At 31.8% G+C, this 14,491-nt stretch carries 10 protein-coding genes and 1 tRNA gene; 7 read left to right on the top strand and 4 right to left on the bottom strand.

Going from position 1 to position 14,491, the window contains the following annotated elements; genetic code table 11:
• Positions 1 to 186 precede the first annotated feature (186 nt).
• The 3 genes from LQU93_RS06470 (at position 187) to LQU93_RS06460 (ending at position 3,488) form a co-directional block, all read left to right on the top strand.
• On the top strand, positions 187 to 1,527 hold the full coding sequence (locus tag LQU93_RS06470; RefSeq protein WP_229933070.1) for a DUF262 domain-containing protein: 1,341 nt from the start codon (positions 187 to 189) through the stop codon (positions 1,525 to 1,527).
• On the top strand, positions 1,511 to 3,145 hold the full coding sequence (locus LQU93_RS06465) for a DUF262 domain-containing protein (RefSeq protein WP_229933069.1): 1,635 nt from the start codon (positions 1,511 to 1,513) through the stop codon (positions 3,143 to 3,145). The genes LQU93_RS06470 and LQU93_RS06465 overlap by 17 nt, the downstream gene beginning before the upstream one ends.
• Positions 3,146 to 3,206: 61 nt before the next feature.
• Positions 3,207 to 3,488, top strand: coding sequence for a hypothetical protein (locus LQU93_RS06460; protein ID WP_229933068.1), 282 nt, complete (start codon positions 3,207 to 3,209; stop codon positions 3,486 to 3,488).
• 211 nt (positions 3,489 to 3,699) lie between these two features.
• Here the strand turns inward: LQU93_RS06460 and LQU93_RS06455 are convergent, their stop codons facing one another.
• Entirely contained in the window at positions 3,700 to 4,344 is a 645-nt protein-coding gene (locus tag LQU93_RS06455; protein ID WP_229933067.1) for a hypothetical protein, read from the bottom strand.
• Positions 4,345 to 5,271: 927 nt separating this feature from the next.
• Between LQU93_RS06455 and LQU93_RS06450 the strand changes: the two genes are divergently transcribed.
• Positions 5,272 to 9,351, top strand: coding sequence for an ATP-binding protein (locus tag LQU93_RS06450; protein ID WP_229933066.1), 4,080 nt, complete (start codon positions 5,272 to 5,274; stop codon positions 9,349 to 9,351).
• Between the two features lie 444 nt (positions 9,352 to 9,795).
• The gene (locus LQU93_RS06445; RefSeq protein WP_229933065.1) at positions 9,796 to 10,977 is read left to right on the top strand and encodes an ATP-binding protein; all 1,182 of its coding nucleotides are present in this window, start codon (positions 9,796 to 9,798) and stop codon (positions 10,975 to 10,977) included.
• Positions 10,978 to 11,063: 86 nt separating this feature from the next.
• Here the strand turns inward: LQU93_RS06445 and LQU93_RS06440 are convergent, their stop codons facing one another.
• Together LQU93_RS06440 and LQU93_RS06435 are read right to left on the bottom strand one after the other, a co-directional pair.
• Positions 11,064 to 11,624, bottom strand: coding sequence for a hypothetical protein (locus LQU93_RS06440; RefSeq protein ID WP_229933064.1), 561 nt, complete (start codon positions 11,622 to 11,624; stop codon positions 11,064 to 11,066).
• Complete coding sequence (locus LQU93_RS06435; RefSeq protein ID WP_229933063.1) at positions 11,621 to 12,256, bottom strand: hypothetical protein; 636 nt, start codon at positions 12,254 to 12,256, stop codon at positions 11,621 to 11,623. The genes LQU93_RS06440 and LQU93_RS06435 overlap by 4 nt, the downstream gene beginning before the upstream one ends.
• 111 nt (positions 12,257 to 12,367) lie before the next feature.
• On the opposite strand from LQU93_RS06435, the gene LQU93_RS06430 reads away from it, so the two are divergent.
• Positions 12,368 to 13,231, top strand: coding sequence for a helix-turn-helix transcriptional regulator (locus tag LQU93_RS06430; protein ID WP_229933062.1), 864 nt, complete (start codon positions 12,368 to 12,370; stop codon positions 13,229 to 13,231).
• Between the two features lie 62 nt (positions 13,232 to 13,293).
• Entirely contained in the window at positions 13,294 to 13,791 is a 498-nt protein-coding gene (locus LQU93_RS06425) for a hypothetical protein (RefSeq protein WP_229933061.1), read from the top strand.
• Between the two features lie 407 nt (positions 13,792 to 14,198).
• Here the strand turns inward: LQU93_RS06425 and LQU93_RS06420 are convergent.
• Positions 14,199 to 14,274 (bottom strand) — tRNA-Phe (locus LQU93_RS06420).
• Between the last annotated feature and the right edge of the window lie 217 nt (positions 14,275 to 14,491).

Here is a 14,491-nt window from a genome sequence, read left to right as displayed (position 1 = left end):
AACGAGGCTTGATTGAGAATTTTTCTTTGTTTTGTCACGTTTAAAGTAGCATCTGCTTAGTTAAATTTATATTTTATAAAACTCATGAAAATTAAGAGATATTTTTACAGATAAAAACAAATATTTAGCGGCGATTAAAGCCCCCTTGGTTTTGGTATAATTTATAAAAATTACAAAGGGGCTAAAATGGCAAATGAAACTGATTTAAATGTCGATAATGGTTTATGTGTCGGCACGGCTAGTATTGGGGAAATTTTGGAGCTAGAAAATTCAAATAGCAATGAAATTTTAAAGGGCAAAACCCTTTCTATCCCAAACTATCAACGCCCATACACGTGGAGTACGCAAAATGTAAATGAGCTGATAGATGATATTTTAGAAGCGATAGAGCTAGGCAAAGAACAATATCTCATCGGCAACATTATACTTCATGAAAATGATGGCAATCTTGACATCATAGACGGACAGCAAAGGCTCACGACTTTGGCGTTGATACTTAAGTATTGTGGTTCGGAGTGCAAATTTTTAAAACAAAAACCTAATATAAACTCAAAAAATGCTTTAATTAGAAATTATAATGTTATAAAACAAAAAATAACAGATAAAACACAAGCTATGGATTTTATAAAAAATAAGCTTTGTGTAACTTACAGTATGGTTAAAAGTATCGATGAAGCTTTTGATATATTTGACACGCAAAATACGAGAGGCAAGGGTCTAACCGATGCGGAGCTTCTAAAAAATCACCATTTTTCATATATTTGCGTAGATGAAACCATGCAAAAACAAATCGCACAAAAGCACAAAGAGTATCAAAACAAAAAGACTTTAGAGCTTTGGTGGAATGCGAATTTTTCAATGCTTGAAAGTGCTTTAAACGATATTTATATCGCGAGAAAAATTTTTAATGGTGAAAATTTTACGATGGGGTATTATATAGAGTGGGATAGACGAGTGTTCGGCGAATTTAAGGGTATTAAAAACAGTGGCTATACTCGTGAATTGCCGATGAAGTTTAGTTCAAACATCATCAAGGGCAATGAGTATTTTGATTATCTTTTTACCAAGACAGAGCTTTATGAAAGCATTTTTAAAAAGTGCGAAATTTCTCATAAATACTACATAAATCAAGCAATGCGAATAATGATGATATTTTACGTGGATAAATACACAATGGATAAAAATTTTGAACGTTTTTTTGACCTTACATTTTTACATATGTTTGCCGTTATGTCTTACTATAGTGCGATACATTACAATGCGTGGGCTATCATAGATAGGTTAAAGCATATTTTTGGGCTTGTAAAAACAAGTGATTTTAGTGGATATCTGATAGAAAAAATGCAAGATGATATACTTGCAAATTGTTTTAGCATTTTTTTAAAAGAAGATAAAAAAAGACAGATAAAAGAAAATGAAAGGGCTTTAAACTTACTAACAGACAATTATAAAGATAAAGAAAAAATAAAAGAAAATTCATTCGGAATTATAACTTTAAAGGAGAGCAAAAATGATAAAACATTGTAATCTTAATGATCTAAAAGATAAAAAATTTATAGTCCCATTTTATCAAAGAGAGTATGCGTGGGAAGCAGAGGATATCAAGGCATTAGTCGATGATGCACAAGAAAAACTCTACATAGGCAATATCGTTACACAAGATGAATTTATCATAGATGGACAACAGCGACTTATGAGCTTGTTTTTGTTAGCAAAATTCACAAAACAAAAAAGCTTTAGTATAGAATATGCCGTAGATGATAGCGATAATGACAAACTGCGTAATTTAGAATGTGATAATTTTGCAAATACTGATTTTGCAATGTCTAGCTTAAATAATATGTGTCGCTTTATAGCAAGAAATATCAAAAAAGAAGACGCTGAAAAATGCTTAAAAAATGTGTATTTTACCATTACCGAACTTCCTAGCGATATAAATGCTGGACGATACTTTGAAGCGATGAATACAAACAAACAGCAACTAAAACAGCATGAGATTTTAAAAGCAAAATTTGTAGATGCCCTGAAGGAAACGGGTATAAATGTAGCTAAAATTTGGGATCATTGTGCGGATATGGATAGTTATTTTATGCAAGATGAGCTTTATGAAACAAAAGATAAAATAAAAAAATTTGAAATACAAAAAGATTTTACAAAAGAAACAAATGGGGTTGCAGAAGAAAATAACGATACAGAAGACTTAAGTATAAATGGTTTGCTTGATAAAGAGATCAATAAAGAACAAGGTAAAAATAAAAAGAACTATGAAGTAAAAAGCATAGTAAATTTTGAAGAATTTCTTGCAGTTGTAGGAAGAATTGTAAAACCAGATATACCACTTTCTACAAAACATTTAGTTAAAAATTTTGATGACTTCATATTGAAAAATAATAGCGAAGATTTTATAAAAGCACTTTTTAAATACAGAAATTTATTTGATAAATATGTTTTTAAAAGAACACAAGATGAACATATACAGCAGTTTGGGGATAAAAAACTCTTAATGGCTCAGTTGCTTTTTGAAGTGCAAGGTTCAAATGAATGGCTGGTGGAGTATCTGAAATTTTGCGAGAATAATAATGAAGTGCAAGAGCAGGCAAAGCATATTGAATTTTTAGAAAATTTAGACAAAGAAAAAGCCAAAAGTCGAGAAAATAAAAATTTAGATAGTGGCACAGCGACACCACACTATTGGTTTTATAGGCTTGAGTATCTGCTTTGGAAAGAGCTTGGTGATGAAAATAGTATGATTTGGGATAATCTAAAAGACAAACAAGAACGTCAAAAACTATACAACAACTACACCCTTTCGCAGCTAAACTCAGTCGAGCATATACAGCCACAAAGCAAAAGCAATGAAAATGGCTTTTCAGAAAACAGAGATAATCAAAATAGCATAGACATTTTTGGAAATTTAGCCCTTCTTTCAAGCTCGAGAAATTCATCTTTGGGAAATTTAGATGTCAATGAGAAAAAAGCTAGGATAGACAACTGGCTACAAGGCAAATACAATCCGCAAAGCCTAAAAATGATACTCGCGCTAAATGACGTAACTCAAAATTCGGACTGGACTGCCGATAAATCACAAAAACACGGCAAAGAAATGAAAAAATTACTAGGATTAGAACAAAACTCCGAAAAATAATTAAAACCAGACACCCAATGTCTTAAAAACTTGCTAAAATTTCGAGACATTAAAGGATAAAATGAAAGCAAAAAGTCTGTTTAACTGTAGGTGCGACATCTACGATCTACTTCATAAGCTAGGCGATGAGTTTTGGGAGTGCGTGAGAAAATCAAAACGCGTTTTTGTGTATTTTGAAGCGAGTGAGCGACTAAAACTCATGAGAATAGCCGATGTCTGCATCGACCCCATACAAAGAGAGATAGCAAGAAACGGCGGAGAGTTCTCGTTTAGGGACGAATTTATCGGTGATTGGACTGATGTGAGGGTTATAAATTTTTGGGCTGTGATTAGCTATCAGTAGGACTGATACTTCTCAATTAGCCCTGCCGCTTCATATTTGCTAAAATCAGCCCTTCTAAGCACTATCGGTGCGAGTTTGGTATTTTTGGCAAATATAAAATTTTTAAAGAGAATGCACTATAATAATCGCACTTATGTTAGGCTTTTACTCATCATAGCCAACTCAAATACTTCCAGGTTGTTCCCGCATCACTTTTGCCTATAACCTTCTCTTATTTATTGTAATAAATTTGGTTAGCTATATCGCTTAAAGTATTATACAAGTCATCACAAAAATTAACAGCAAACCATGTTGGGCCACAGTCAAAACACTCATCATACATCTCAAAATCATCATCAAGCCTAGCCCACGATACATCACACATGACAAGTTGCCACACCATATCATCATATGCAAAATCCTTTAAAATTTCACGTAGCATAGCCGATGGTATGAATTCATTTTTTAACCATTTTGTAATCTCGCTTGCCAAAAAACAAAAAATTTTATAGTCTATATTTGGCATTTTTACAACCTCTTTATAAAGTCCGCATACCCATCTTTCATATGCCAAATACATATAAATGTCAAATCTCTCAAACCTTTTTAAAGACGGCTTTTTTATTTTTAGCTTTTCAAATATCAGCCACGCTATCGCCTCACAGCTTTTGATGTCATACCTGCTTAAATCATGATAAAAATTCCCCAAACTAAAACAAATCCCAGCTATCTTTGGGCTACACTCAAGTGTATATATAAGCATATCTTTTGCAGCCTCGGGATTTGATTTAAAATACTTTTTTGCTAGTTTTATACGCCTTATTTTTACTTCTTTTGTAATTATACTGATAAAGATGGACAAAACTTGTTTTTGCATCGCAAACAAGGGAAATTAAAGTAAATTAAGAGAATTATTTAGAATTGCAAGAAACTTAAATGGTGGTTAGAGGCAGAATCTAACAATCTAGTATTTCTTAAGGTTTATGTAAGTATATTATTCCTTAGAATACGATATTCTAAGTTTATATTAATTTATAATAATTTACAAAAAATGATAAAATATATGGTACCCAATATGGTACCCATTTAAAAGTTAAAGATCTGCGTGTTTTGTTTCGGCACGCAGATTTTAAATTTGTATGTTTATGCTTTTAGATTTATATATTTTAAGTTATATATTTTATAGTTAATAAAATTTAAGGATATTGTATACAGGTAATATTAAGCAAGCGATACAATAGTGTAGAGCTCAGAATACTAAATAATATTTTTCGCGAGCTTAGGATAAGTTACGTTAATCAAATATAAAAGCAGAAAAACGAAAAATCGAAGAGCCTGCAATGGATAAAAGATAAAAAACTAATTAAGTTAATAGAAGACATTACTGCAGAAATTTGTATAGCAAAAATAATGTAAGTAGCATAGATTACAAAGAATAGATATAAGCTATTTGTCAGATATAGGCGATATAATATGGATAGACTTTAGCCTTTTAAACAGAGTACGAATAGGCTAGAAGACGTTCTATTGTTAGTGTCAAAGCATATTATATAATGAAAGAACAATCTTGCTTATTTGTGTGCCACTAACTACAAAAATCAAAGGCTATTTTTTTAAAGTCATAATAAAAGGCGAAAAAGATAGCGTAGTGTTAGTGCACTACGCAAAAAGTCTTAATTGATAAGCTGGAAATGTTGCTTATCAAGATAGTAACTTGCCGTGCAATAGAGGAGGCAAAAGAAAAAGTTGGATTGTTTTTTGTAAAAATGATAAAAATTTCTAAAATAAATACAAGTGTTATATTATGAATTGGAATAATATTATAAGTTTAAATGGCTCGCAAAATAATGCCTTTGAAGAGCTTGTTTGTCAGCTAGCAAGTTTAGAATTTTCTAAAGATGGTAAATTTATCAAAGTAGGTAATCCTGACGCTGGAGTCGAGTGTTATATAATAAAAGAAAATGGTGATGAGATTGGATTTCAGGCGAAGTATTTTTTATCAACGCCACAACAAACTCAATGGAATCAACTTGATAGCTCTATAAAAACGGCACTCGAAAAGCACCCAAATTTAAAATCATATTATGTGGCTATTCCTATTGATAGAGCTGATCCTAGAGTGGATAATAAGGAATCATTTAAAGATAAATGGGAAAAATGGGTCAAAAAATGGCAAGATAAGGCTAAGAGCGATTATTCTAAAGAGATAGATATTGTTTATTGGGGAAGCCATGAATTAATTAAAATGCTTAAAGATGAAAAAAACACGGGATTAGTTAAGTGTTTTTTTGGAGAGATTGACTTATCTAATAATTGGTTTAATATACAAAATGATAATACCATAAAGAGCTTGGGGGCTAGGTATTCACCGCAAATTAGTATTGAACTTGAAATTTATAAATATTTTAAAATTTTTGATGAGAACTCACAGTATTTAGCAAAAATAAGAAGCAAATTCTTTGAAATTTATAATAAATTTTGTAAAGATTTCGTTTTACTTACAAGCGTTCCAAGTGAATTAAAAAATGAAGTTAATTTGATTAAACAATTTGTATCAAATTTGAATTTTGCCAATTTTGACTATGATAAATTTGAAAGACTTCTTGATGGTATTCAAAAAATTATATTTAAAAATGATTTGGTTTCAATAATTTCATCTGGCGAAGAATCTAATGAAGATAAATTTCAAGATAACATATATGATTTTTTCAATTTTATTGGAGAAAATAAAAAAATATTACAAATCACTAAAGATCGTTGCTTGATATTATGCGGTGATTCAGGAGTTGGCAAATCGCATCTGTTTGCGGATATAATTAAACACAGAGCCAAAAATAACCAACAATCCATACTTATTTTAGGTCAGCATCTTATAGAGATTAAAGATCCATGGGCGCAAATTTTAAATTTGCTTGGTTTTGCAAAATTTAATAAAGATGAATTTCTTGGAGCGCTTAACTCAAAGGCACAGGCAAATTCTCACAAAATTATTATTTTTATAGATGCAATAAATGAGGGTGCCGGCAAAGATTTTTGGAGAAATTTTATTATAAGTTTTGTTGAGGATATTAAAAGACATGAGTGGCTTGGTGTAGCCTTTAGTATAAGAAGCTCATATATTGAACATATATTGCCTCGCGAGTTATCTATTTCTAAAATATTTCATAACGGTTTTAGCGGTGCAAATGATAATGCTGTGGATGTATTTTTTGACTATTATAATATACCGGCACCAAGAACGCCTTTGCTTAATCCTGAATTTTCAAATCCGCTATTTTTAAAACTATTTTGCGAAGGATTTTCACAAAAATATAATTTTATGTCGCATATAAATTTTTCACAGATAGTCCAGTCATATATAGATCATATACAAAACGCTCTTATACTAAAATATCCAAATTGCAAAAGTTTAGGGTTTATACAAAAAGCTATCGATGCTATGGTTGTTCTAGTAATTGATACAAGAAGTAGCTTGATTGATTATGAGAGTGGATTCATTGCTATTAATGGAACGCTACAAAAATTTGGCATTGATGGTAATTTTTTAAACGAACTGGTAAGCGAAGGGCTTCTTTCTAAAAATATTATTGACAATAAAGAGTATGTTTATTTTACATATGAAAAATTAAGTGATTATTTCATAGCTAAATATCTTATAGAAAAATTAGATAAAAATAATTTAAAGCAAACCTTTACACAATATGTATTGCCTTATCTAAAGACTGATGGTTTTTCGTACTATACAGGCTTAATTGAAGCACTTAGTGTACAGATACCGGAGAAATTTAATGGCACTGAGATATATGAATTATTAGAACCAGATAATATGGTGGTGATTGATTGTTTTTTAAAAAGTTTGCCATACAGAGGTGCTTCTATACCGCAAAGCACAGTAGAACGAGTGCGAAAAAATATTTCTAATGAAAATTTTAATGCTGATATTTTTTATATGCTCTACTCATGTGCTACCTTGCCAAATCATCTTTTTAATGCCGAGTTTATGTTTGCGTATCTATCTAAATTTAGCATGAAAGAAAGAGATTCATTTTTTATAACCATACTAAATAAAATTTATCTTGATACAGATATGAATCCTATAGTTAGACTGATAGATTGGTGTTGGTCTAGTAAAGATAAAAGTTATATAGATGATGAGTACATTTTTTTAGCAGCTATAGCTATTGCTTGGCTCTTTTGCACATCAAATAGAAGACTAAGAGACTGTGCGACAAAAGCCTTGACTTGTGTTTTGATTGATAGAACAAATTTGACTTTAAAATTACTACAAAAATTTCAAGAGATCCATGAGCCTTATATAAGTGAAAGATTGTTTGCTGCGACTTATGGTGCTTTAGTAAAAACAACTGAAACTAGGTGTTTTAAAGAGCTTGGAGAGTATATTTATAATCAAATTTTCAATAAAGATGAAGTATATCCACATATATTATTAAGAGATTATGCTAGAAATTCTATTGATTTTATAATAAAAAAGGGCATAAATTTGGATATTAGTATTGATAAAGTATATCCGCCATATAAAAGCTATTTTCCGTCATTAAAAGAACTGCCATCAAATGAAGAGATTAAAAAATATGAGGATAGGGATAAAAATTATCATCAAAGTAGGATAATATCATCAATGGCAACTGAAAAAGGTATCAACGGATATATGTATGGCGATTTTGGAAGATATGTTTTTGAAAGTGCTTTGTATGATTTTGAATGCAAAGACAGTGCAGGACTTATAAGTAATTATGCTATAAAAAATATCTTTGAAAAGTATGGCTATGATGGAGAATATTTTAATGAAGCAGAAAATAATATAAAAGATAGAACAAAATATGATTTAAATAGATATAAGCATACGATAGAAAGAGTCGGTAAAAAATATCAATGGATTTCATTTTATGAGACAATGGCACGCATAACCGATAATTTTAAAATGTATAACGGATATGGTGATGATACAAGAGAGGTAAAATATATAGGAGCTTTTGAACCTTATGTAAGAGATATTGATCCTACGATACTTTTAAAAAACTATGAAAGAAATAGCACTTTTGCTAAAAAGTTTTGGTGGGACGCTGAATATAATTTTGCCTGGGATATGGAAAATAAAAAATGGCTAGAGTATGAAAAAGATTTACCAAATTTAAGCGATATTTTAGAGCGTAAAAATGATAAAGAACAGTGGATTACTTTAAGTTTGTACCAAAAATTTATCGAGCCCCTTGATACTGAAGATATTTTAAGCATATCTCACAAGGATGTTAGGTTATTTATTAGAAGTTATATAGTTAAAAAACATGATATAACTAGATTTGCTGAAACATTAAATGATAAACCTAACCTAATTTATAATTTGATTGATTTGCCAGATTGTTACAAGATGTTTAATATGGAGCATTACGACTATGTAACATATGATGCACTAAAAGATGATTATCGATTTGAGTGGTTTAAAATAGAAGATATAGATGTAGCAAATACAACAATTGAATATTTTTGGGAAGCGGAATTTGATACATCTAAGAGCGATATTTTTCAAATATGTAAGCCGTCCAAAATTTTATACGACGGACTTGGACTTAAATATTCCAAAAGAGATATATACTTTTTAGATAAAGATGGTAATACTGTTTGTTTTGATCCAAGTTCAGACAATCAAACCGCGCAGCGACTATTGATTAAAAAAGATAAATTAAATGAATTTTTAAATGTTTGTAATATGTGTATTGTTTGGATTATATCTGGTGAAAAGATGGTTTTTACAACAGATAATAGTGATTTAGGTCGTTTATATTTTAATGGATATGCATTTTTTGATACTGATGGAAAATTAAAAAAGTATATCAATAAGCAATTTGAAAAACATTTCAATTAGTAAAGGCAAATAGAGATATGTATGAATGAATAAATTTCCCCAATGAATAATCTTTTAAAATGCTTTTAGCATATTTGCTAAATCAGAAAACTTAGATTTTTGTTTTTAAATAATATAAACATATACCAAACTATATAACTTTTGATGATGTAAATGTATGTTAATTTGCTAAGAATGATTCAAAGAATTTTATAAAACATTCAAAAGTCTATTATTATAGAATAAGTACATATGATTTATGGTAACTCAAATAGTTTGAACTGCTTAAACATAGACAAGATGGATATTATAAATAACTTTAATAAACAGAAATTTAGAGGATGAATTTTAAATAAAATACCATGTGACATTATAAACGTTCATAGACGTTGACAATTTAAAATTTTCATGCTATCATGTCTTAGTATCGTCTACGATTATAGACGATTACATAAAGGAATAGAAATGTTAAATTTAATAGAACAGTATCAAGAAAGATTTCTTAAAAACTTTAATACGACATACAAGCGTTATTTATACAATGAAATCAATTTTAACGAAAAGCTTATCGGTATAGTAGGGGCTCGTGGTACCGGTAAGACCACAATGCTTTTTCAAAAGCTGATTGAATTAAAAGCTCAAAACAAAAAGGCTCTTTACATAAGTCTTGATTATCCGTTTTTAGGTTCTGCTAGTCTTAGCGAACTTGCTTTCGAGTTTCTAGATAGCGGCGGCGAATATCTGCTACTGGACGAAGTGCACAAGTATGAAGATTTTGCCGCGCACCTAAAAACTATATACGACATGAGTCCTTTAAATGTAATTTTTACAGGCTCATCAGCGGTAAGCATACTAAATGCAAAGAGCGATTTATCGCGTAGAGTTAGTGTATTTAGTCTAGAAGGACTTAGTTTTAGGGAGTTTTTAGAGCTTGAAAATGGTATAACGATAGATAAATTTGGCCTAGAGACGATACTAAAAGACCATCAAGCAATAGCAAATGACTTAAAAATAAAGCAAAATCAATTTAAAAAATATCTCAAATTTGGCTACTACCCATTTTACTTCAATAAGCAAAGCTCATACTACGAAAGCTTACTAAATACGATTAATCTAAGTATAGACGTAGATCTAACGTCTTTAGGCCTAGTTGAGCAAAAATACACATATAAGCTCAAAAAACTGCTTGAAGTGGTTTGCCAAAGCGAGCCGTTTGAGGTGAATTACACTAAAATCGCAGCTCTTGCCGAGATAAGCAGAGCTAAGCTATATGATTATATTGTCTATCTAAACGATGCAAGGCTAGTAAATATGATAGATGAGCAAAGCAGTGGGCTTAGCAAGCTAGTAAAACCGGCAAAAATATATATGAATAATACAAATTTAATTTACGCTTACGGCGATGATTGTAAGGCGGGCACCATAAGAGAGACTTTTTTTGCTAATCAACTAAAGGTAAAACATAGGCTAAATATCCCAAAACAAGGTGACTTTATAGTAGATGATAAATTTATATTTGAAGTGGGCGGTAAAAATAAGGGCTTTGAACAGATAAAGGATATCTCAAACTCATATATAGCTGCTGATGAAATAGAGGCAGGAAGTGGCAATAAGATACCGCTTTGGCTATTTGGATTGTTGTATTAGGCATTAAAATGGCGATTAATAAACTCAATTATAAAAAGGTTGAAACTTGCTTATTCATGCATAAAGAAAAACCAAACGTCTTTTTGCTAAGAAAGGTTATAGGAAGCAAGTACTTTACAAAAGTGCTTACGCTTGAAATTCGTAGTGGATGGAGCAAGAGAGAGTATAAAAATGAAGCCAAAAAAGATTCTAGTAGCATTTAGCGCGGCTTTTTTACCTTTTGCTTGTGCCTGTACTACAGCTACGGTGCCCCGGCGGGTAATGAGTTGCTCGACCTCGCACGCTAAATTTTTGCTTTGGTTATTTCCCTTGAGCGACACCGCTATTAGCTCGCAAACTATCTTACTTAGCGCTCGATCGAGTATTTTTAAAATTCGGCGCAAAGGGCTAAGCTCAAATGAGTTTTTGGATTTTAGCCCTTCTATTCTTTTTTGCCTTTTTGCTAGCCATTCGTTTATTTTGTAGTATTCGTTAAATTTAAGATCGTCATCTGCGCCTAGCTCGGGATTATTGATAATGTTTTCAAAACTCTCAAACCTATCTTTGTAATACCTCAACACTTCATCGGCGTCCTTGTATGAAGTTGTATTATCGGCGATTTGTTTTAAAATATCGCTTATTTTTGCAAAAGACTTACTCGTGTTCATTTTTCCTCCTTGACTTTATCGCAAAATTCCACTCCGCATACCTCCCAATCATACTCCCCGGCAATAGTCGCCAGGTTTTGCGCCATAGCCTGCAGTTGCCTTAGGGCTTCTTTCATCGCACTTGCCTTACTGCTTCCGTTCATGCCGGCTTGTAGGTTTTGAACGCTTATGGCTATTTGGAGCTGAGTTAGCGTCCAATAAAATTTGATCAAAGCCTTATCTAGACCTATCTGGGCTAGTGGGTTTATGGCTAAATTTATAGCATCATTTTCCTGCTCGCCGTAGTCTTTGCCGATTTCTAAAAGCAGCTCAGGTAAATAGTTTTCGTGAAATTTACTCTCCATCCTAGATAGCTTTTTTAGGATATTCTCGTCTATTTCATTATACTCATCTAGTCCCATAGCCGTTTTAGCAGCGTATCCGATAGTTTTTGCTACGCCTCCAAAGGGACCAAAGGCATCTTTATAGTACATATCGTCTATTTCTTGCTCATCTTCGTCGATCGGTTTTTTAGTTAGCTTTATGCTTTGGGTTAAATTTAGCATTTGACCTGCTAGTTCGCTCATCTTAAAGCTCTTTGCTTTAGCTACCGTCTCGTTAGCCTTTTGGATAAAATATACGTTTAAACTCATTTGATCTCCTTTGATTTAAATTACAACGTAAATTTAGCATTGCATAGCGACAGGTTGTGTTGCAAGGAAAAAATTAGCTAAAATACGTCAAATTTAAATAGGAAGGTTAAAATGCGCTCTCACGATAAAATCGCCGTCAGGCTTACTCAAATCATAGTAAAGCTAAACAGCGGTGAAAGACTAAGTATAGACGAGCTCGTAGAAGAGTTTAGCGTAAATAAAAGGACTATTTTAAGAGACTTTGAGCGGCTTAGTATCCTACCTATCCAAAAAGAAAACGGCAAGTATTTTCTAGAGGAGTACGCTCTTGGCAAACTAGGCTTTAAGGACATAAAAGCCTTTGCCGCGCTAATTGGCGCAAGATCGCTATTTCCAGAGCTAGACAGTAGATTTATCAGCGACGTTTTAAACGAGAAGCTAAACAAAGCCTATCTAATCAAAAACCAAGGGTTTGAAAGTATACAAATTTCAAGAGACGACTTTGAAGCTGTAAGTGCCGCAGTCATCAAAAACCGTATCTTGGAGTGTGAATATAACGGTAAAGAGCGCAAACTAAACCCGTATAAACTAATAAATAATAGCGGCATATGGTATCTGCTAGCAGATGACGAGGGTAAACTTAAAAATTTCACTCTCTCTAAAATAAAACATATAAAGATAAAGGGCGATATGTTTACTGCAAACGCCGAGTTTTTAAAACGTATCGAAAAAAACGACACAAACTGGTTTTCGGATGCTAAATTTAAGGTTACGCTTGAAATCAAAAACGAAGCTATGGAGTATTTTAAGAGAAAAGAGTTTTTGCCAAACTACGAAGTAGTGCAAGAAGAAGATAAAATTATCATAAGCACAGAAGTAGCTTATGACGACGAGATACTGTGGGTCGTAAAATACTGGCTACCGTTTATAAAGATAGTCGAACCTTTAAATTTAAAGAAGAAATTTGAAAATTTGCTCAGGGGTTATCTAAAATGACATAACCTGTCACAGATATTTTATAAAATCTCCTAAAATAGTTTTAATTTAGGAGATAAACTATGAAAGAAAATATGACGAGTAAAAATTCGAAAAACGCTAGCGAACTCAAAAGTGTCGGCGAAGATCTAAATTTAAATCTGCCTATCACTAAATACGAAATGGCTAGAAGCGATCTTTTTAATCTAGTTTATTCCTTGGGACGTAAATTGAACGAAGCCGACGTTTTGGTAGTATCTCTGGATGCAAACACCAAACAATACATGCAAGATGTTTGTCTTTTGTTAGATAAGCAAGTGGAGGATTGGAGAAAGGTTTATTATGTCCAATGGATAGAAGACTTTACGGGCGTAATCAAAGACGTCAATAAAATTTTACGCATATACGTTAAATATTTTAACGAACGCGACCTTCAAGAGGCTGCCGCGGCGCACGACGTATGCAAAAGATTAGTATCGATAAATATGTTAAGCGATAATAAATTCGATAGAAATGCTAAACTAGATTTGATGATCTGTTTTAGGCGACTAAGCCATATTTTAAATTTGGATATCGTTTAGCGACTGTATTTATAAGATTTTCACATTCTGCAATGGGCTTTAAAAGGGTTTTAGGGATAATCCCTAACGAGGTCTTTTGTCTGACTTGTCGGACAAAAAGTATCCTCGCCCAGATAAGAAAATTTTTGATTGCTACCATTTTACTAGCTATATCCCTGGAATAAAAACTTAAGATTTATATAAGAATTATCCATTTGTCTAATTTGGATTAAGTGGCTGTTGTTAAAAAAATATTAAGATTTTTAGGTTGTTCGATTTTTATAAAAATGTTTTATATATATTCTAGACTATATCATCTGCTTTGACCGTATGGCTATGGTTTTAAAAATAGAAAAATTACTAAAAGATGGTACCTAGCCAAACCTTAAAGCTTCAAAATATCGATAAAATGGGGATTTTAAAAAGAATGGTGGTTAGAGGCAGAATCGAACTGCCGACACGCAGATTTTCAGTCTGCTGCTCTACCGACTGAGCTATCCAACCACTTAAAAAGAAGTGTGATTATATAATAGTAAAGATAATTTTTTGCTTAAATTTAAAATATTTTGTAAATTTAATAGTGAAAAATTAATTTTGCCAAAGTCAAAATAACGACCTTGGCTAGTTTGATTATCTAAAAATTTTAAAACACAAGCAATGTGTTAATAGAATTTAACCCATTTTTTTAACACTATTCTGATAAGATTTATGCAAAATTAAA

The sequence above is a fragment of the Campylobacter majalis genome, assembly GCF_905120465.1.
GTDB classification, from domain to species: domain Bacteria; phylum Campylobacterota; class Campylobacteria; order Campylobacterales; family Campylobacteraceae; genus Campylobacter_A; species Campylobacter_A majalis.
The sequence above is the reverse complement of the archived record's forward strand: the minus strand, read 5'-3'. Positions and strand labels throughout refer to the sequence as shown.